This window comes from Xanthomonas bonasiae, assembly GCF_014836395.1.
GTDB classification, from domain to species: domain Bacteria; phylum Pseudomonadota; class Gammaproteobacteria; order Xanthomonadales; family Xanthomonadaceae; genus Xanthomonas_A; species Xanthomonas_A bonasiae.
This window is the reverse complement of record NZ_JACSQX010000008.1, coordinates 123,497-143,069: the sequence shown is the minus strand read 5'-3', so window position 1 is coordinate 143,069 and position 19,573 is coordinate 123,497. Positions and strand designations below refer to the sequence as shown.

The 19,573-nt window shown below is 70.8% G+C and carries 18 protein-coding genes; 10 read left to right on the top strand and 8 right to left on the bottom strand.

Going from position 1 to position 19,573, the window contains the following annotated elements; all coding sequences use genetic code 11:
* Positions 1 to 104: 104 nt before the first annotated feature.
* The 7 genes from H9658_RS14455 to H9658_RS14425 form a co-directional block, all read right to left on the bottom strand.
* On the bottom strand, positions 105 to 1,097 hold the full coding sequence (locus H9658_RS14455) for an AAA family ATPase (RefSeq protein ID WP_191825856.1): 993 nt from the start codon (positions 1,095 to 1,097) through the stop codon (positions 105 to 107).
* A complete protein-coding gene (locus H9658_RS14450; protein ID WP_191825855.1) occupies positions 1,094 to 2,281 on the bottom strand; it encodes a DUF4350 domain-containing protein in 1,188 nt (395 codons plus the stop codon). Before H9658_RS14450 ends, H9658_RS14455 begins: the two co-directional genes overlap by 4 nt.
* A complete protein-coding gene (locus H9658_RS14445) occupies positions 2,278 to 3,975 on the bottom strand; it encodes a DUF4129 domain-containing protein (RefSeq protein WP_191825854.1) in 1,698 nt (565 codons plus the stop codon). Before H9658_RS14445 ends, H9658_RS14450 begins: the two co-directional genes overlap by 4 nt.
* Positions 3,965 to 4,990, bottom strand: a complete 1,026-nt coding sequence (locus H9658_RS14440) for a stage II sporulation protein M (RefSeq protein WP_191825853.1) — start codon at positions 4,988 to 4,990, stop codon at positions 3,965 to 3,967. The genes H9658_RS14445 and H9658_RS14440 overlap by 11 nt, the downstream gene beginning before the upstream one ends.
* A complete protein-coding gene (locus H9658_RS14435) occupies positions 4,987 to 5,664 on the bottom strand; it encodes an RDD family protein (RefSeq protein ID WP_191825852.1) in 678 nt (225 codons plus the stop codon). Before H9658_RS14435 ends, H9658_RS14440 begins: the two co-directional genes overlap by 4 nt.
* Positions 5,665 to 5,896: 232 nt before the next feature.
* Positions 5,897 to 6,817: a DUF2167 domain-containing protein gene (locus H9658_RS14430; RefSeq protein ID WP_191825851.1), complete on the bottom strand. Its 921-nt coding sequence runs from the start codon at positions 6,815 to 6,817 to the stop codon at positions 5,897 to 5,899.
* 83 nt (positions 6,818 to 6,900) lie between these two features.
* Entirely contained in the window at positions 6,901 to 7,461 is a 561-nt protein-coding gene (locus tag H9658_RS14425) for an RBBP9/YdeN family alpha/beta hydrolase (protein ID WP_191825850.1), read from the bottom strand.
* 125 nt (positions 7,462 to 7,586) lie between these two features.
* Here H9658_RS14425 and H9658_RS14420 point away from each other — a divergent pair, with 125 nt between their 5' ends.
* Positions 7,587 to 8,060, top strand: coding sequence for an Lrp/AsnC family transcriptional regulator (locus H9658_RS14420; protein ID WP_179570962.1), 474 nt, complete (start codon positions 7,587 to 7,589; stop codon positions 8,058 to 8,060).
* 27 nt (positions 8,061 to 8,087) lie between these two features.
* Here H9658_RS14420 and H9658_RS14415 read toward each other — a convergent pair whose 3' ends face one another.
* Complete coding sequence (locus H9658_RS14415) at positions 8,088 to 8,639, bottom strand: gamma carbonic anhydrase family protein (RefSeq protein WP_191825849.1); 552 nt, start codon at positions 8,637 to 8,639, stop codon at positions 8,088 to 8,090.
* Positions 8,640 to 9,021: 382 nt separating this feature from the next.
* On the opposite strand from H9658_RS14415, the gene H9658_RS14410 reads away from it, so the two are divergent.
* The 9 genes from H9658_RS14410 to H9658_RS14370 all read left to right on the top strand — a co-directional run bounded on the left by H9658_RS14410 (position 9,022) and on the right by H9658_RS14370 (position 19,567).
* Positions 9,022 to 10,527 (top strand): right-handed parallel beta-helix repeat-containing protein, encoded by a 1,506-nt coding sequence (locus tag H9658_RS14410; RefSeq protein ID WP_191825848.1) that lies wholly within the window; start codon positions 9,022 to 9,024, stop codon positions 10,525 to 10,527.
* Positions 10,528 to 10,565: 38 nt separating this feature from the next.
* Positions 10,566 to 11,861, top strand: coding sequence for a carbohydrate porin (locus H9658_RS14405; protein WP_191825847.1), 1,296 nt, complete (start codon positions 10,566 to 10,568; stop codon positions 11,859 to 11,861).
* Positions 11,862 to 11,923: 62 nt separating this feature from the next.
* On the top strand, positions 11,924 to 12,808 hold the full coding sequence (gene aroD / locus H9658_RS14400) for a type I 3-dehydroquinate dehydratase (RefSeq protein WP_225209979.1): 885 nt from the start codon (positions 11,924 to 11,926) through the stop codon (positions 12,806 to 12,808).
* A gap of 28 nt (positions 12,809 to 12,836) precedes the next feature.
* Positions 12,837 to 14,147 carry an MFS transporter gene (locus tag H9658_RS14395; RefSeq protein ID WP_191825846.1) on the top strand — a complete coding sequence of 437 codons (1,311 nt, stop codon included), beginning with the start codon at positions 12,837 to 12,839 and terminating at the stop codon, positions 14,145 to 14,147.
* 349 nt (positions 14,148 to 14,496) lie between these two features.
* The gene (locus tag H9658_RS14390; protein ID WP_179570957.1) at positions 14,497 to 15,015 is read left to right on the top strand and encodes a MarR family winged helix-turn-helix transcriptional regulator; all 519 of its coding nucleotides are present in this window, start codon (positions 14,497 to 14,499) and stop codon (positions 15,013 to 15,015) included.
* A gap of 167 nt (positions 15,016 to 15,182) precedes the next feature.
* Positions 15,183 to 16,160, top strand: coding sequence for a SphA family protein (locus H9658_RS14385; RefSeq protein ID WP_225209977.1), 978 nt, complete (start codon positions 15,183 to 15,185; stop codon positions 16,158 to 16,160).
* A gap of 16 nt (positions 16,161 to 16,176) precedes the next feature.
* Positions 16,177 to 16,944, top strand: coding sequence for a coniferyl-alcohol dehydrogenase (locus H9658_RS14380; RefSeq protein WP_191825845.1), 768 nt, complete (start codon positions 16,177 to 16,179; stop codon positions 16,942 to 16,944).
* Positions 16,945 to 16,982: 38 nt separating this feature from the next.
* Positions 16,983 to 18,452 carry a benzaldehyde dehydrogenase gene (locus H9658_RS14375; RefSeq protein ID WP_191825844.1) on the top strand — a complete coding sequence of 490 codons (1,470 nt, stop codon included), beginning with the start codon at positions 16,983 to 16,985 and terminating at the stop codon, positions 18,450 to 18,452.
* 275 nt (positions 18,453 to 18,727) lie between these two features.
* Entirely contained in the window at positions 18,728 to 19,567 is an 840-nt protein-coding gene (locus H9658_RS14370; protein ID WP_179570954.1) for a p-hydroxycinnamoyl CoA hydratase/lyase, read from the top strand.
* Positions 19,568 to 19,573: the final 6 nt, after the last annotated feature.

Below are 19,573 nucleotides of genomic sequence, written 5' to 3'. Positions count from 1 at the left end.
GCTCAAGGCCGCACCGGTCGCCGTCCGGATGCGAGCGGGGAATGCCGGCATCGCCGCCGGTGCGGGCTTTTGCGAATCCCCAATCCCCACTCCCGAATCCCGGCTCATTTGCGCGGCGCCTCCACCTTCGCCAGCAGCGCGCCCAGCGCGTCGTCGGCGCTCTGGCCTTCGATCTGCAGTTCCGGGGCCAGTGCGATGCGATGGCGCAGCGCCGGCTTGGCGATGTCGCGGATGTCGTCGGGGGTGACGAAGTCGCGCCCGGACAGCACCGCCTGCGCGCGCGCGGCGCGGATCAGCGCGATGCTGCCGCGCGGGCCGGCGCCGAGCGCGATGCCCGGCCAGCTGCGGGTGGCGGCGACGATGCGCACCGCGTAGTCGATCACCTGCGGGTCCACCACGATCGCGGCGGTGCCCAACTGCATCGCCACCACGTCTTCGGCGCCGAGCACGCGCGGCACCTGCGTCAGGTCGAAGTCGCCGGCGCTGCGCCCGGTGGTGACCGCTTCCACCATGCGCTTCTCGTCTTCGAGCTGCGGATAGTCGATCAGGATCTTCAGCAGGAAGCGGTCCAGCTGCGCTTCCGGCAGCGGATAGGTGCCTTCCTGCTCGACCGGGTTCTGCGTGGCCAGGGCCAGGAACGGCGGCGCCAGCGGGAACGATTTCCCCTCGATGGTGACCTGGCCTTCCTGCATCACTTCCAGCAGCGCCGACTGGGTCTTGGCCGGGGCGCGGTTGATCTCGTCGGCCAGCAGCAGGTGGGTGAACACCGGGCCGCGGCGGATCTTGAAGCTCTCGGTCTTGGGGTCGTACACGGCATGGCCGCTGACGTCGCTGGGCATCAGGTCGGGGGTGAACTGCACGCGCGCGTAGTTCAGTTCCAGCGCCTGCGCCAGCGCGCGCACCAGCAGGGTCTTGCCCAGCCCGGGCACGCCTTCGATCAGCACGTGGCCGCCGGCCAGCAGCGCGATCAGGATCTGCTCGAGCACCTCCGGCTGGCCGATGAAGGCCTGGCCGACCGCTTCGCGGATCGCCTCGACGCGTTCGATCAGGGCGGGGCCGGTGAGGGGGGCGACGGATTCGGCGGGGGCGGTGGTCATAACTGGTTTCTCATCTGGACGAGGAGGCGAATGCGATCGCGGAAGGCGGCGTGTTGCTTGGGCGCTGGCGCCTGCAGCGCCTGTTCGACCTGCGCCGGCGACAGGTTCAGGCGTTCGGCGATGGCCGCGGCCTGGGCGGGACCCTGCAGCGCCGCGGCGAGCGGCGCGCGGCGTCGCAGCCGGGTCAGGAATGCCTGGCGCATCGCCGCGTACAGCAGCGCGGACTTGCCGTAACGGAACAGGTGCTCGCCGCTGGCGCGCACGTGTTCCAGCAGCGAGCGGCGGTCGCCGGCCGGCGAGGCGCGCAGCGGGCCGAAGCGCTGCATGCGCGACCAGAGCCAGGCCAGCAGCATCAGCAGCGCCGGCAGCCAGGCCGGCCAGCCGCGGGTGAACAGCGTGCGCCACAGCGACGGCAGTTCGGCGGAGTAGATCAGGTAGATGGTGCCGTGGCCGTAGTTGGGCGCCAGGATCTGCCGCGCCAGCAGGCGATGCGGCACGTCGCGCAGGCCGCCGCTGGGCGGGGCGGGCGGCGCCTCGAGCGCGTCGTCGCCCAGGCGGCTGCCGCCGTTGCTGCCGTTCTGCAGGAAATCCATTTCCGCCAGCAGGTCCACGTAGCCGTCGCCGTACGGCAGGCGCGCGTAGGCGTAGTCCTCGTCGCTGCCCCACAGGTTGCTCGCCGCGTCGTAGTCGACCTGGAAACGGCGGCCGTTGCAGAACTCGCTGTGTTCGGGTTGCCCGGGAATGGCCAGTTTCAGGCAGTGGGCCGGCTTGCCTTTCTCCAGCGCGACATCGAGCGCATCGAAGATCGGCAGCTTGGCCGGGTCGTCGTCCTCGTCGGCCGCCGGCGTGCGCAGGATCAGGTGGCCGCCGCGCTCGACCCAGGCCAGCAGCGCATCGCTGTCGGGCTTGCTCAGCGCGCGCGGGTCGCCGAACAGCAGCACGCTGTCGTGCGGCTGCAGGCGCATCGCCGCCAGGTCCAGGCGCTGCCGCGATTCGGCGCGCGCGCCGTCGGCGCGCAGGGTCTGGCGCAACGCATACAGCGGGTTGTACGCGGCCTCGCCGCGCGGCGGCAACGCCAGCTCGCGTTCGGCGCGTTCGTAGCGGCCCAGGAACCAGGCCGCCAGCACGCTGGTCACCAGCAGCCCGAGCAGGAAGATCAGCGCATTGCGGGTGCCGCTGTTCATGCGCGCCACCGGTACTGCTGCTGCAGCGCGTCGAGCAAGCCGGCGAAGGCGTCGTCGTCGGGCAGGCGCCCGGCGTAGGCGGCGTATTGCCAGGTGCGCACCATGCGCGCGAACAGGCTGCGGTCGGCTTCGTCGGGCAGGCGCCTGGAGGCGCGCAGGCATTGCGCCTCGGTGGCGCCCGGCGGCAGCACCAGGTTGGCCCGTTCGCACACGGTCGCCACGCTGGCGCGGTACAGCAGCGCCAGCGCGTCGCGCTGCCTGCCCTCGCGCCACAGGCGGCGCGCGAGGGTGGCGACGTCGTCCGGCAGCGGCTCGGCGGTCAGCACCGGCGCATGCGCCACCGGCGTCTCGACCGGGGCACGCTTGCGCACGCTGCCGCGCATCCACGGCAGCCAGTGCTTGGCGGTCAGCAGCAGCACCAGCACCAGCATGCCGGCCAGCAACCACATGCCCCATTCGCCGACGAACGCGAACACGGCCGCCACGCTCGCCAGCAAGCCCTTGCCGAAGCGCGGATCGAGCTTGGCGGGATCGGCCTTCTTCTCGTCGTCGTCGCTGCGGTCGCGCTTCTTCCAGTAGCCGATGCTGCGCTTGCCCGACAGCAGTGGATCTTCATAGGCACGGTCTGCCGCGCGATCGAAGCGCGCGTCGGCGGCGGGAACGGTGTTGAAGATGTCGTCGAGCGCGGCCGGCTCGGCCGCGTCATCGTCGGTGTCGGTGTCGGTGTCGTTGTCCTTCTCCGGATCTTTGATGTCGTACGGATCGCTGGCGGCATCGGCATCGGCGTCGGCTTGCGACGGGGCGGTCGCCGGAGCGGGGGGCAGCGCGTGCGGGTCGGTCGCGACCGGGCCTTCGCTGCCCGGCGCTGCGCTTTGCGCGCGCAGCGCGGCGCCGGGTGCGCCGAGCAGGACCAGCGCCAGCAGCAGCGGCGCGGCGCCGCCCAGCCGATCGCGCAGCCGGCGCAGCGCCATTTCCACGTCCCAGGCTTCGATCTCGGTGCGGCGGTTGAGGTACAGGCCGAAGCCGGCGCCGACGAAGAACGGTTCGATCAGCGTCATCCCCAGCCAGCCGAAGGCATTGAGGCCGATGTCGGCCCAGGCCGGGTTCTCCTCGCCGACCAGCGCCCACGCCGCGCGCACCGTTTCCGGCAGCAGGTCCACCGGCACGAACATCAGGATCGCGGCGATGCAGGCCAGGCACAGCATCAGCTCGAAGTGCCAGCACACGCTGGCCAGCAGCAGCGCGTGTCCGTACACCGCGCCGCCCAGCGTGCGGCGGCGCTGCCGCTGCTGCTCGGCGCTGGCGCCTTCGAGCAGCTCCAGCGGCATGAACACGGTGCGCGCCGGGCTCAGCCGGCGCCAGGTCAGGTAGCCGAACATCGGGCCCCAGCCCCAACGCAGTTGCGCGCGCAAGGTGTCGCGCACGCGCGGCACGTCGCCGAACACCCCGCGCGAGATCACGAACAGCGGGATCCGGTCCAGTACCGGTTTCAGCCACCACAGCAGCAATCCGGCGAGCCAGAGTTGGTCGATCGCCCAGGCACCGAGATTGAGCAGCGCGAACAGCGGCAGGGTGAACAGCAGCCACGGTTTCCAGATCGCGCCGGCATGACGGCGCACCAGCGCGCTGCCCAGCTCCATCGCCTCCCAGGCCGAGCGCGCGCGCAGCACCACGTCCAGGCGTTCAATCCGCATCGCCGGCCTCCGCCACGCCGCGTCCGCCGCGCCACAGCCACAGCAGTACCAGCGTCCACAGCAGGCCGGACACGCCGTACTTCACCGCCGCCGGCAGCGAGCCGATCGAGGACCAGAACGCCTCGATGAAGGCGGCGACCAGCAGCATGAACGCCACGCCCAGGCACAGCTTGGCGCCGATGGTGCCGCCTTCGACCAGCGCGTCGATGCGCCGGCGCCGGCCCGGCGCCAGCAGCTTCAGGCCCAGCTGCAGGCCCGCGCCGCCGGCGATCACGATCGCGGTCAGCTCGAACGGCGCATGCCCGGCGACGAAGCGCCAGAACGTCACGCCGTACCCGATCTGGTGCAGATGCCCGGCCACCGCGCCGATGGTGACGCCGTTGAACAGCAGCACCAGCACCGTGCCGAGCCCGGCCAGCAGGCCGCTGGCGAAGGTGCGCAGGCCGATGCTGATGTTGTTCATGATGTAGGTGCCGAACATCTGCCAGTCGTCGCCGCTGTCGCGGCCGAGCTTGTGCACGGCGGTGGCCGGGTCGTACATCGCCTCCATCTGCGCGATCTGCATGGGATCCATCAAGCCATGGATCAGTTCCGGCCGGTACTGCAGCAGCACGAAGATGGTGACCAGCGGCACCACGAACAGCGCGGTGGCCGCGGCCATGCAGCCGGCCTGGCTGCGCACCAGCTGCGGGAAATCGGCGAACAGGAACTCGGCCGCGCGCCGCCAGCGCGGCCGCGGCGGCCGGTACAGCTCGGTGTGGCCCTGCTGCATCAACTGCTGCAGGCGCGCGGTGACCAGCGGGCTGTAGCCGCGCTTGCGGGCAAGCGCCAGCTGCTGGCAGAGGCGCCGGTAGCGGGCCGGCATGTCTTCGTCGGCCAGGCGCCATGGGTCCGCGGCGCTGTCGGGCGCGCTCGCGTCCGCGTTCGCGGGGCGCTTGCGTCCGCGCGTGTGCAGCCAGCTCTCGAAGGCCTCCCACTCGTGCTGGTGGCGGGCGATGAACTGCTCCTGCCTCATCGTCGCCCCAGCAGCCAGTTGGCCATCGCATACAGCCGCAGCACGCCGGCCTGGCCGGGCGTGTGCGTCAACGGCAGCGCCAGCGTGGCCAGTTCCAGCTGCCGCGCCGGCGCCAGCCGCGGCGCGCGCTCGGCGAAGGCGATCAACGCCGCCTGCTCGGCCGGCAGCAACACCAGCGGCGGCGGCGCGGCGCTGGCGATCGGCGGCAGTCCGGTCTCGTGGCGCGGCGGCTGGTGGATCACCAGAGTGCCGGCGACCATGTCGCCCAGGCGCCGCGCATGCACATCGAACAGACAGGCGATCAGGCCGACGGCGTAGCCGAACGGCAGCATGTCCACGGTGCGCAGCAGGTTGCGGGTGATCGCCGCCATCCATCCGGCCGGCGCGCCGTCGCGCGAGACCACGCGCAGGCCCAGCGCCTTCTTGCCCAGGGTCTGTCCGAACCAGCCTTCGAGCACGATCGGATAGGCCCAGAACACCAGGAACATCGCCACCAGGTACAGGCCCTGGCCGAAGCCGCCGAGCGCACCGAGCAGCAGGCCCATCAGGGTCAGCACGCCGAAACGCACCGCCAGGTCGATCAGCCAGGCCAGCGCGCGCGGCACCGCGCCGGCGGCCGGCAGATGCAACGGCACGCCTTCGGGCGTGATCACTTCACGGTAGGTATCGAGCATGCCGCTCACTGCCGGAGTGCGGCGTGGCGCGCATGCGTGCCTGCGATGTAGGGAGGCCGTCCTTCCGTCCGGCCGGCTGCCTGTGGCGGCATGCGTGATCTCGACTGCGTCCTGCTCCGAACCGCGACTTTAGCCGGCGCGGCGCCAATTGCCCAGCCGGGCGCCGTGGTCGGCGCCGGAAAGTCCTCACGCGACGACGACGGCGGCGCGGCAAGCGTGCCGCGCAGGCCGCTCAACGCACCGTGCCGCCGTCGCGCTTGCGCCCGGAGAACAGCTTGCCGATCCCGCCGACCAGCGCCATCAGCCCCAGCGCCACCAGCTTCCACGCCTTGGCCAGGATCAGGCCGAGCTTGGCGAACAGGCCGGCCTTGGCCGCCAGGCCGCCGCCGATCAGCGTGGCCAGGCCGTAGCTGGCGATCTTGTCGGTGGACGGGTTGTGGTCGGCGTAGCGCGCGCCGCTGTCGAACTCGGCCATCGGCAGCAGTTGCTGCATGCCTGCACGGACCTGCGGCAGTTCGTCCATGCCGGCGATCGCGTTGAGGCTCAGGTAGCCGTGGCGGCCGAGCACGCGGATGTCGTAGTTGAGGGTGTGGCCTTCGTTGCCCTGGAACGCCAGTTCGCGGGCCCAGTACAGTTTCTTGGTCGCGGCGTCGTAGCGCGGCGGCACCGCCCAGCCCACCAGGTCCACGCTCTCGTAGCCGGCTTCCTTGCGCTGCGTGTTCTCCTCGCGGGTTTCCTTCTGCATGTCCGCGAGCATGTCCTGGTAGTCGATCTTGCTGGCGTCCTCGTCGGACACGTAGCCGTCGTCGGCATAGGTGACCACCACCGCCCAGCTGCCCTTCTCGTCCAGCGCAGGCTGGCGCGGCACGATCAGGCCCAGCACGGTGTCGTCCGGCGGGTTGCCCCAGTACGTTTCCAGCACCTGCCGCGCATCGTCCTTGCCCAGGTAGCGGAAATCGTGGTTCAGGTCGAAATGCACCTTGGCCTGCGGCACCTCGATGTGCCCATCCTGGAAATGCAGCGCGGCGACGAACTGCTCGGCGGTCATGCCGTCCTCGCCGTGCGCTTCTTCGGCCATGGCCGATCCGGCGCTGGCGCCCAGCGCAAGCAGGAAAGCGGCCAGCAGGCCGCGCAGCGGAAGTGTCTTGGTCATCGCGAATCCATTCGGTGGCGTCCCCACGCCAGAGGCGCGCAGTGTCGCGCAAAGCGCCACGCCGCGCCAGTCGTCCGCGCCGATCAGGCGCGCGCTGCGGGCGCGTGGCCGATGCCGGCGTCGAAGGTGGCCAGCAGCTGCGCGCCGGCTGGCCACTCGCCCAGGCCGCTGGCCGCATTGAGATGTCCCAGGCCGTCGAGTTCGACCAGTCCGCTGCCCCAGTCGCGTGCGCGGCGGCGGCTGTAGGGCGGTGTCGCATACGGATCGTCGCTGCTGGCCACGATCAGGCTGCGGAACGGCAGCGGCGCCGTCGGCACCGGGACGAAGCTGGCGGCCTGCGCATGCGGAAACGCCGCGCTGTCCGGATCGGGGACCGCGACCAGCAAGGCGCCGCGCGGCAACCGTTGCGCGCGCGCCGCCCAGTGCGCGACCAGCAGGCAGCCCAGGCTGTGCGCGACCAGCAGCGGCGGCGTGGCGCAGTCCTGCACGCAACGGTCGAGCGCGTGCAGCCAATCGCGCAGCTGCGGTTGCGCGAATGAACTGGGCTGCAGCCGCCGCATGTGCGCGTTGCGCCGTTGCCAATGCGTCTGCCAGTGCCCCGGTCCCGAGTCGCCGATGCCCGGCACGATCACCACCGCTTGCATGCGCTACGCTCCGTTCCAGAGAGCGGCCAGTGTGGCGATGCGTGCGTCGCCGCGCCATGGCGATTCATCGCCGTACGCGGCGTTTTGCCGATGAATCCAAGGTGCACGAAGAGAGGACGAGCGGCGTGGCAGCGAAACCCTGGCAGGGCGATGCCCTGGATCACGCGATTCTGGAGGCGTTGCAGTGCGACGGGCGCATCGCGTTGGCGGAACTGGGCCGGCGCATCGGCCTGTCGCAGCCGGCGATGTCCGAGCGCGTGCGCCGGCTCGAGGAGCAGGGCGTGATCACCGGTTACGCGGCCCGGGTCGATCCGCGGGTGGTGGGCCTGGCGACCGCGGCCATCGTCCGCCTGCGTACCACGCATGCGCAGATCGGCGCGTGCCTGGAGCAGTTCGCGCAGATGCCGCAGGTGCTGGAAGTGCATCGGGTCACCGGCGAGGACTGCTTCGTGCTGCGGGTGCTGGTGCCCGCGCCGGCGCAGCTGGAGCCGATCATCGATGCGTTGGCGCGGTTCGGCGCGGTGACCACCAGCGTGGTGTTGCGCAGCGAGGCGCCGCGCCCGATCGGCCGCGCCTTGCTGGCGTTGGCGGCAGAGTAGCTACGACGCCACGCGCGACGTCTGCGCTTACTGCGGCGCCTGCGCGGCCGCGTCCAGGTAACGGTCTTTCAGGCGCACGTAGTGCTGCGCGGAGTAGTGCAGGCTCTCGACCTCCTTGTCGCTGAGCGTGCGCGCCAGCCGCGCCGGATTGCCCAGCCACAGTTCGCGCTCGCCGACGGTCTTGCCCGGCCCGACCACCGCGCCGGCGCCGACGAAGCCGTATTTCTTCACCGTGGCGCCGTCGAGGATGCACGCGCCCATGCCGATCAGGCACAGGTCCTCGATGGTGCAGGCGTGGATGATGCAGCCGTGGCCCACGGTCACGTCGGTCCCGATCAGGGTCGGATAGCCGGCGGTGTTGAACGGGCTGTGGTGGCTGACGTGGATGATGGTGCCGTCCTGGATGTTGCTGCGCGCGCCGATGCGCACGTGGTTGACGTCGCCGCGGATCACCGTGCCCGGCCAGACCGACACGTCCTCGTCCAGCACCACGTCGCCGATGAGGGTGCAGGCCGGGTCCACGTAGACGCGTGCGCCGAGCTGCGGCGTCTTGTCCAGAAACGGGCGGATCGGGTTCACGGCATTCTCCGGCGGAAGCGGCGGGGGACATGCGCCGGGCTGCGGCGCGGTCGTCGATGATAGCGCCTGGCCACGCCGCGCCTGCCGCGACGCAGGCCCGCTCTGGCCGGAACAAGGCATGGCGGAGCAGCGCCCGGACGCCAGGCGCCAGCGGCCGACCATCGAAGCAAATCCGGGCTTTGTTCGATAAACGCACATTACATCGATATTCGCACTTGAATGGTGCAGTGCGATAAAACTAGCGTTGCCTCCTGTTCCAGCGTTCCATCCCTGACGCGGCGAGGGCGGCACTTGCGTGCCGAGGTCGGGTGCAGGGGATGACCGCCGGGAGTGCGCGCCGCGTGGCGGCGCCGATCAACGTCCTTGTGCGGAGATGTGTCCCATGCGTCGTAGCTTGTCCGGGTGTGCGCTGCTGGCCGCAGCGGTGGTGCCGCCGTGCGTGTCCGCCTACCAGGCCGAGCCGCTGCCTGCGGCACTGAGCGTGCTCACGGTGGACCGCTATGCCGACGACACCGCGCCCGGCTCGCTGCGCTGGGCGATCGCCACCGCCAACCTGGCGCCGGGCCGCCATCGCATCGAGATCGCCGCGGTGGGCCGGCCGCCGTACGTGATCCGGCCGGCGTCGCCGCTGCCGGAGATCAGGGGGCCGGTGCAGATCGTCGGCACCGCGCGCGACGTGGACGGGCAGTACATCGCCATCGACGGTTCGGCCTATGTGCGCGGCAAGGGCACCGAGGCGTGCCCCGGCGCGGAGAAGGGCCAGTTCGGCGCCAACGTGCGCACCACCACGCTGCCCGGGCTGGTGCTGCGCGACACCCAGGGCGTGGAATTGAGCGGCCTGGAGATCCGCAACTTCTGCATCGGCGTGCTGATCAATCGCGCCAGCGGCAACGAACTCCACGACAACCGCATCGTCGCCAACAAGGGCGGCGCCGGGGTGATGCTGACCGGCGACGACGGCAGCGGCCAGTCCACCGCCACCAGCACCGTGCACAACCGCATCGTGCGCAACGAGTTCCTCGACAACGGCGACGGGCTGGAGCTGACCCGCGGCGCCGCATGGAATCTGGTGGCCGACAACCTGTTCCGTTCCACCGACGCCAATCCGGAGCCGTCGCAGGGCATCGAGATCCTGTGGGGCAACGACAACAGCGTGCTGCGCAACCGCTTCGAGAACTACTCCGACGGGTTGCAGATCAACTGGGGCAACCGCAACACCATCGCTGCCAATACCTTCACCGGCAATTCGATCGGGGTCAGCATCAGCGGCCGCGGCAACGTCGTCGACGGCAACACCCTCAGCGGCAACGGCATCGGCATCGCGGTCCGCCCGCAGCCGCGCAGCGAGGCCAACCGCTTCACCGCCAACCTGCTGTCCGGCAACGGCCTGAAGATCGAGCGCTGCCAGGCCGGCGGCGCCTGCGTGCCGGGGCAGCCGCGCGGCGCGATCGTGTTCGGCGTGCCCGGCCTGGAACACGCCAGCTTCGTCGGCTCGCGCGGGATCGGCGTGGACACCGACGCGTCCAAGCGCGCCAGGATCTGCGCCGCGGGCGAGAGCGCGGACTGCCAGCCGGCGCCCAACCATGGCCAGGCGCCGCCGCGGCTGCTGGCAGTGAGCGGCAACGGCCAACGCGAACTGCAGGGCGAGTTCGCCGGCACCCCGCGCAGCCGCTACACGGTGGAGCTGTTCGGCAACCGCGACGCCGGCAGCGACGAGGCCGAGCGCTACCTCGGCCGGCTCGACGCGGTGGTGGATGGCGACGGCCATGCACGCTTCCGCTATCGCCTGCCGCCGGACAGCGCCGAGCTGGCCAATCTCACCGCCACCGTCACCAGCGCCGACGGCGCGACCTCGCCGCTGAGCGCGCCGCTGGCGTTGCCGCGTTGAGCGCCATGACCCTGCTTCCGCCCAGCAAGAGTGTCCGCATGTCCGCATCGCCGCCTCCATCCCGCCTGCTGCTCGTCGCCGTGCTGCTGGCGCTGCCCGCCGCGGCCGCCGCGCAGTCCGCAGCCAACGCCTACGCCGGCAACACCCTCACCGGCGATTGGGGCGGCACGCGCAGCGCCTGGGCCGCGAACGGGGTCAGCGTCCGCGGCGACTACGTCGGCGAAGCGCTGGGCGTGACCGACGGCGGCTACGGCCGCACTGGCGCGCGCTATGCGCAGCAGGTGCGGCTGGGGCTGGACCTGGACATGGGCAAGCTGGCCGGCTGGGAGGGCGGCACCTTCCGCTTCACCCTCAACGACCGCCGCGGCCGCAGCACGTCGGTGGACCTGATCGGCAACCGCTTCCCGGTGCAGGAGGCCTATGGCGGCCAGTACACGCGCCTGTCCGAATTCAGCTACGACCAGAAGTTCGCCAGCGGCACCTACTTCAAGCTCGGCTACTACGCGATGGGCAACCAGTTCGGCCTGCTCGGCGCCGGCACCAGTTTCGTCAATGCCGCGTTCTGCGCGCATCCGCTGGCGATGTCCGGCAACAGCGGCTGGTACAACTATCCGGTCGCACGCTGGGGCGGCGAAGTGGCGCAGCAAATGAGCCCGGCGCTGAACCTGCGCGTGGGCGGCTTCCAGGTCAATCCGAACCTGGCCGGCGACAACGTGCACAACGCGTTCCGCCCGTTCGTCGGCGGCACCACCGGCACGCTGTTTCCGGTCGAGCTGACCTGGACCCCGGGCAAGGGCACGCGCCATGCCGGCGTGTACAAGCTCGGCGGCTATTACGATTCCTCGCGCGTGGCGCGCAAGGGCCTGGACAGCAGCGACACCACCGGCCGCCATGGCGCCTACCTGCTGGCCGAGCAGAAGCTGTACAGCGAGGCGGCCGATCCGGCGCGCGGCTTCAGCGTGTTCGGCGAATACATGCAGTCCGACCGCGCCACCGCGCAGATCCGCCGCTGGTACGCGCTGGGCGGCATCTACCAGGGCATCGGCGCGCGCAGCCAGGACCGCGTAGCGCTGGGCTATGTCGGCGGCGACATCAACCGCACGCTGGTGGATGCGCGCCGCGTGGCGCTGGTGGACGCCGGGGTGCCGGCGGATTCGCCGCTGTACGCGTTGAGCGGGGCGGAGGAACTGTACGAGCTGTCCTACAGCGCCCAGATCACGCCGTGGCTGATGCTGCGCCCGGATGTGCAGTACGTGGTCAATCCCGGCACCTTCTCCTACCGCCAGACCGACAACGCCTGGGTGGTCGGCCTGCAGGCCAAGGTCACGTTCTGATGCGTGCCGGCGCTTCCCGGCGCGCCGCGCTGCGCGCTCCGTCGTTTCCACGAGGTGTTCCGATGACCATGTCGCTGTCGCGCGTTTTCGTTGCCGCCCTGGCCGGAGCGCTGCTGCTGGCCGCACTGCCGGTGTCGGCGCAGTCCGCTGCGGCGGCAACGCCGTTGCCGGCGACCAAGGTGCTGGAGGTGCGCGGTGTGGGCATCGGCGAGGGCGCGCCCAAGACCATCGTGCCGATCACCGCCACCACGGCCGAGGAGGCGCTGGCGCAGGCCGCGCGCATCGCCGCCAACGCCGATACCGATATCGCCGAGTGGCGCATCGATTACCTGGACAACGCGCTCGACGGCAAGGCGCTGGCGCGGCTGGGACCGCAGGTGGCCAGGGCCCTGCACGGCAAGCCGCTGCTGCTGACCTTCCGCACCAAGGCCGAGGGCGGCGCCAGGCCGATCGCCGACGCCGACTACGGCAAGCTCTATGCGACGCTGCTGCAGGCGCGCTTCGCCGACCTGCTGGACGTGGAGATGTTCCGCGATGCGGCGGTGGTGCAGGCGCTGGTCGCGCAGGCGCACGCGGCCGGCGTGTCCGTGGTCATGTCCAGCCACGACTTCCAGCGCACGCCCGACACCGCCGAGATCGTCGCGCGCCTGCAGCGCCAGCAGGCGCTGGGCGCCGACGTGCTGAAGATCGCGGTGATGCCGCGCGACGCCGGCGACGTGCTCAAGCTGCTCGACGCGACCTGGCAGCTGCGCCGCAGCAGCGACCGTCCGCTGCTGACCATGGCGATGGGCGGCACCGGCGTGGTCTCGCGCCTGTCCGGCGAGACCTTCGGCCAGGCGCTGACCTTCGGCATGCTCGGCAAGGCGTCCGCGCCGGGGCAGGTCGAGGTCGGCCGCCTGCGCGAGGTGCTCGACACGATCCACCAGGCCGCCAGCGCCGCGCGCTGAGCCGGCGCCGCCACCCAGAAATCCCGCCATGAGCCATGCCGCCGCCGCGCCTTCCTCCGTCGTGCTCGAACGCATGAGCGGCTTCCAGTGGGTCGCCATCGCGATCTGCGTGCTGCTCAACATGCTCGACGGCTTCGACGTGATGGTGATGGCATTCACCGCGCCGCACATCTCCGGCGACTGGCAGCTGTCGGGCAAGGCGCTGGGGCTGCTGCTCAGCGCCGGCCTGGTCGGGATGGCGGTGGGGTCGCTGTTCCTGGCGCCGCTGGCCGACCGCATCGGCCGGCGCGCGGTGATCCTGTGGTGCCTGGGCATCCTGACCGCCGGCATGGGCCTGTCGGTGCTGGCGCAGGGGCCGTGGCAGCTCGGGCTGCTGCGCGTGTTCACCGGCGTCGGCATCGGCGGCATGCTGGCCAGCGTCGGCGTGATCACCGCCGAGTACGCCGACGCCAAGTGGCGCAGCACCGCGGTGGCGCTGCAGGCGACCGGCTATCCGATCGGCGCCACCCTGGGCGGGCTGATCGCCGCATTCGTGCTCGAGCGCTGGAGCTGGCATGCGGTGTTCCTGCTCGGCGCGGCGGCCTCGCTGCTGTGCGTGCCGCTGGTGCTGCGCTGGCTGCCGGAATCGCTGGACTTCCTGGTGACGCGGCGTCCGCCCGGCGCGCTGGCCCGGCTCAATGCGCTGCTGGCGCGGATGCGGATGGCGCCGCTGGCCGCACTGCCGCCGGTGGCGGTGCGCGACAGCGGCGACAAGCAGGGCTACGCGGCGCTGTTCGTCGGCCCGCTGCGGCGGCCGGCGCTGCTGATCGCGCTGGCGTTCTTCCTGCACATGTTCGCGTTCTATTTCGTGCTGAGCTGGACGCCGAAATTGCTGGTGGCCGCTGGCGTTTCGGCGCAGCAGGGCATCACCGGCGGGGTGCTGCTGAACCTGGGCGGCATCGTCGGCGGCAGCCTGTTCGGCTGGTTGGCGTCGCGCCTGCCGCTGTCGCGCCTGACCAGCGTCAGCCTGTTGCTGGCCGGATTGGGCATGGTGCTGTTCGCCGGCTTCAACACCCGGCTCGGTATCGCCTTCCCGGTGGCGTTCGTGATCGGCGCGGCGCTGTTCGCGGCGATGGCCGGTCTGTACGCCACCGCGCCGGCGGTGTTCGCGCCGCAGGTGCGCAGCACCGGGCTGGGTTGGGCGATCGGCATCGGCCGGCTCGGCGCGATCCTGTCGCCGCTGACGGTGGGCCTGCTGGTCGATCGCGGTTGGTCGCCGTCGACGCTGTACTTGGTCTGCGCGGCGCCGCTGTTGCTGGCGGCCATGGTCTGCGCGCTGCTGCAACGCAGCGCGCGCTGAGCCGGGCGCCGGCGCGCAGCGAGAAGGCAAGAGGGCGCGGCCACCGAATGCTGCAATGCAGCTTGCGATAATACTTATGATCAATAACTATTATTGAAAGTAACAGAAGCGTGCGGTCCCCGATCCGGGTGCCGGCGCGGGGCGGATCGGAACAGGGCGCTCGGCGCCGTTGCGAAGCCGCGATATCCATGGCGTGTGGTCGGATCCGGGAGGATGCGTCGTATGCAGCAGCGAGGCAGTGCGTCGTTCTTGCCGGCCGTGCCGGCGCCCGCAGCGCGGGCCGCGCACGGTGTCGCTGCGCCATGCGGCGGCGCGCCGGCGCCGGCCGAGCCCGGCGAATGCCTGCGCTATGCTGTGCGCACCGCTTCCCCTGCACGGCGCACCGCCCTTGAGCAACACGCAACTTCCCGACAGCAGCGCACCGGCCGAATCGATCGACCAGGCCCGGCTGACCCGGCTGCTCGGCTTCCGGCTGACCCGCACCGAATTGCAGATCCGGCGGATGTTCCTGGAGTGCGTGCGCGACTACGACCTGAAGCCGGTCGACTTCTCGGTGCTGGTGCTGGTGGATGCGAACAGCGGCGCCAACCAGCGCCAGCTCGCCGAAGTGCTGGATGTCTCCCCGCCCAATCTGGCGATCGTGATCGCGCGGCTGATCAAGCGCCGGCTGCTGCGCCAGGTGCGCGGACGCCAGGACCGGCGCATGCAGCATCTGCATCTGACCGCGACCGGCAAGGCATTGCTGGACGAGGCCGAGGCGGCGGTGCAGCGGATGGAAGCGCAATTGCTGGACGCGCTGGGCGCGTCCGCAGGGCGCTCGCTGCTGCGCGCGCTCGACCTGCTCGGCAGGATCGCACCGACGACCTGATCCCCGCGGCGCCTGCGCGCCGCTCCGCCGCATCCCGCTCCACGCCGCCGGATTCTCTGGCCGGCGCGTGCAGCGCGTGCGGCGTTCGTCTCCCCCCCGCGCTCGGCCGTTCCATCCTGTCCAGGAGAACCCTCGCCGTGAGTCGCATGCCCGTCGCTGTCCCCGCAATGCCGCGTCCGCGGCACCTCGCCTTCGCCCTCCTGCTCTCGCTCGCCGCTACCCCGGCCTGGGCGCAGAGCGTGCCGCAGACCGTGCAACTGACCAACGGGCTGAACACCGGCGGCACCAGTTTCCTGGATGGCTTCACCCGCACCGAGCCAGGCTGGGCGATCGTGCAGTACGCACGCTATACGCACCTGGATGCGATCGAAGACGCGCACGGCGACGACGTGCCGGCGTTCCGCGGCACCGACATCGGCTCGACGCTGCTGCTGACCCAGTTCGCCTACGCGACGCGGTACAAGCTGTTCGGCGGCGTGTTCGGCCTCAACGCGCTGGTGCCGCTGGTCAATCTCGACGCCGCGTTCGCGGCCGACAGCCCGGCACGGCTGCGCGACAACGGCTTCGGCCTCGGCGACATCACTTTCGGTCCGTATCTGCAGATGCTGCCGACGATCCGCGACGGGCGGCCGGTGTTCGTCCAGCGTTTCGAGTTCGACGCGATCGCGCCGGTCGGCAAGTTCGATCGCGACCGCGATCTCAACCAGAGCTCGGGCTATTGGTCGCTGATCCCGAGCTGGGCGTTCACCGTGTTGCCCACGCCGCAGTGGGAACTCAGCGCGCGCCTGAACTACGTCTACAACTTCCGCGCCGACAAGGCCGCCAACCCACCGCAACTGGACGGTTTCACGTTCCGCAACGGCCAGGCCGGCGATGCGTTCTGGGTCAACTTCGCCAGTTCCTACGCGCTGACGCCCGCGTTCCGGTTGGGCGTGAACGGCTACTACCTCAAGCAGCTGCGCGACAACCGCACCAATGGCGAGCGCGTGGCCGACACCAAGCAGAGCCAGTTCTATCTCGGCCCCGGCGCGTCGTGGCGGATCGATGCGCACAACATGCTCAACGCCAATCTGTACCTGCCGGTGGAGGTGAAGAACGCCGCCTCCGGCAACAACGTCAACTTCCAGTACGTCCACGTGTTCTGAACCGGATTTCGCTCTCATGAACCTGCACAACAAGACCCTCGTAGTGACCGGCGTGGCCTCGGGCATCGGCGGCGAAGTGGCGCGGCTGGCACGCTTCCACGGCGCACGCGTGATCGGCGTGGACCGCAATCCGGTCAACATGACGCTGGACGGTTTCCACCAGGCCGACCTCGGCGATCCTGCCGCGATCGATGCGCTGGTGGCGCACTTGCCCGAACGCATCGACGCGCTGGCCAACATCGCCGGCGTGCCAGGCACCGCGCCGGTGGAGCTGGTGGCGAAGGTGAACTACCTGGGCCTACGCCATCTCAGCCAGGCGCTGCTGCCGCGCATCGCCGCCGGCGGCAGCATCGTCAACGTCGCCTCGATCCTCGGCGCGGAATGGCCGCAACGGCTGGACCTGCATCGCGCATTGGCGCAGACCCCCGACTACGCCGCCGGCGAACGCTGGCTGCAGGCGCATCCGGTGGCGCAGGCCACCTGCTACCAGTACTTCAAGGAAGCGCTGATCGTGTGGAGCGCGCTGCGTTCGCAGGACTGGTTCGCCGGCCACGACGTGCGCGTCAACAGCGTCGCGCCCGGCCCGGTGTTCACGCCGATCCTGGGCGATTTCGTGGCGATGCTCGGGCCGGAGCGGGTCCAGGCCGATGCGGGCAAGATGAAGCGCCCGGCCTATGCCGACGAGGTCGCCGAGGCGATCGTGTTCCTCGCCTCCGATGCCGCGCGCTGGATCAACGGCGTCAACCTGCCGGTGGATGGCGGCCTGGCCGCCACCGCGATCTGAACCTTCGTTCTCCCGTCCCTTTTCCGAGACCACGCACGATGAACAACCCCAGCACTCCCCTGGCCCTTGCCGCGACCTGGCAGGGCGCGCTGTTCGACGGCGACTGGATCGCCGCGGCCGACACCCTCGAGGTGATCGAACCGGGATCCGGCCAGCCGCTGTATTCGGTCGGCAAGGCCGGGCCGGCCGAGGTCGGCGCCGCGGTGGCGAAGGCGCGCGCGGCGCAGCGCGCCTGGGCCGCGACGCCGCCGCGCGAGCGTGCCGCGGTGTTCCATCGCGCCGCGGCGATCCTGCAGGAACAGGCGGCCGCGGCCGCGGCGCTGATCGCGCGCGAGACCGGCGGCATCCTGGCCAAGGGCGAGCACGAAGTGCGCGAGGCGATCGTGCTGCTGCAGCGCGCCGCGGCGATGCCGTTGCACGCCAGCGGGCAGGTGCTGCCGAGCGCGCCGGGCCGCTTGAGCCTGGCGCGACAGCTGCCGCTGGGCGTGATCGGGGTGATCTCGCCGTTCAATTTCCCGCTGGTGCTGTCGTTGCGCTCGGTGGCACCGGCGCTGGCGGTCGGCAACGCGGTGGTGCTCAAGCCCGATCCGCGGACGCCGTATGCCGGCGGCTTCGTCATCGCGGAGGTGCTGGCCGCGGCCGGCCTGCCCAAGGGCCTGCTGCACGTGCTGCCCGGCGGCGCCGATGCCGGCCAGGCGCTGGTCGAGGCGCCCGGCGTGCCGATGATCGCGTTCACCGGTTCCACCGCGGCCGGCCGCAAGATCGGCGAGCTGGCCGGCAGGCACCTGAAGAAGGTCTCGCTGGAACTGGGCGGCAAGAACGCGCTGATCGTGCTGGAGGACGCCGACCTGGAGCGCGCGGTCTCGGCGATCGCGTTCGGCGCCTACTTCCACCAGGGCCAGATCTGCATGGCCACCGGCCGCGTGCTGGTCCAGCGCGGCATCGCCGCCGAGTTGACCCGGCGCCTGGCCGAGAAGGCGCGGCACCTGCCGGTCGGCGATCCGGCCAGCGGCCAGGTCGCGCTCGGGCCGATCATCGACCGGCGCCAGCTGCAGAACGTGGTGGACATCGTCGCCGCCTCGGTGGCGGCCGGCGCGGTGGTCGAGGCCGGCGGCAGTCACGAGGGCCTGTTCTACGCGCCGACCGTGCTGTCCAACGTGCAGCCGGGCATGCGCGCGTTCGAGGAGGAAGTGTTCGGACCGGTCGCCAACATCATCGTGTTCGACAGCGACGACGAGGCGGTGGCGTTGGCCAACCGCACCGAGTACGGCCTGTCGGCGGGAGTGATCTCGGCCTCGGTCGGCCGCGCGCTGGCGATCGGCGAGCGCCTGCACACCGGGTTGCTGCACATCAACGACCAGACCGTGGCCGACGAGGTGGTCAACCCGTTCGGCGGCACCGGCGCCTCCGGCAACGGCACCAGTGTCGGAGGCCCGGCCGACTGGGAGCAGTACACCCACTGGCAGTGGGTCACGATCCAGGATGCGGTGCCGCAGTACCCGTACTGAGCGCCATGCTTAAGCCCCTCTCCCTCCGGGAGAGGGGTTGGGGGCGCCGCAGGAAATCCACAGAAGCCGCCATGACGAACGCGTCGCCACGCGTCAGCCAAGGTGAACCACGATGATGCTGTTGCTGGATCGTTTGCCTCACTGGCGCGTGGCGACGCGTTCGTCGTCACTGCAGCGTTGGATTTCTCGCGGCGCCCCTCATCCGCCCCTTCGGGGCACCTTCTCCCGATGGGAGAAGGGAGTTCCCATTCTCCCCCCCACCGAGGTCGATCCACATGAGCAGCAAACCCGAACACGACACCGTCGCCTATGCCGTCGAGGACGGCGTGGCCTGGGTGAAATTCAACCGCCCGGAGAAGCGCAACGCGATGAGCCCGGCGCTCAACCGCAGGATGCTCGAGGTCCTGGATGAACTCGAATTCCGCGACGACGTGCGCGTGCTGGTGCTGACCGGCGAAGGCAGCGCCTGGACCGCCGGCATGGACCTGCAGGAATACTTCCGCGACACCGAGGCGCATGGCCTGGCCGGCACGCGCAAGGCGCAGCGCGAGAGCTACGGCTGGTGGCGGCGCCTGCGCTGGTACCAGAAGCCGACCATCGCGATGGTCAACGGCTGGTGCTTCGGCGGCGGCTACGGCCCCCTGTTCGCCTGCGACCTGGCCTTCGCCGACGAGGACGCCAAGTTCGGCCTGTCCGAGATCAACTGGGGCATCCTGCCCGGCGGCGGCGCCTCCAAGGTGGCGGCCGAACTGCTGTCGTTCCGGCGCGCGATGTACCACGCGATGCTCGGCGAACCGATCGACGGCCGCACCGCCGCCGAGTGGGGCCTGGTCAACGAGGCGCTGCCGGGCGAGCGCCTGCGCGCGCGCGTGGCGGAGGTGGCGCAGGCGCTGTCGAAGAAGAATCCGGTGGCGCTGAAGGCGACCAAGGACGCGGTGCGGCGCGTGCGCGAAATGACCTACGAGAACGCCGAGGACTATCTGGTGCGCGCGCAGGAAGCGGCCAACAGCTACGACGACGGCCGCAAGGAAGGGCTGAAGCAGTTCCTGGACGAGAAGAGCTACAAGCCCGGCCTGGGCGCCTACGATCTGTCCCGGCAACGCCGCGACGCCTGAGCACAG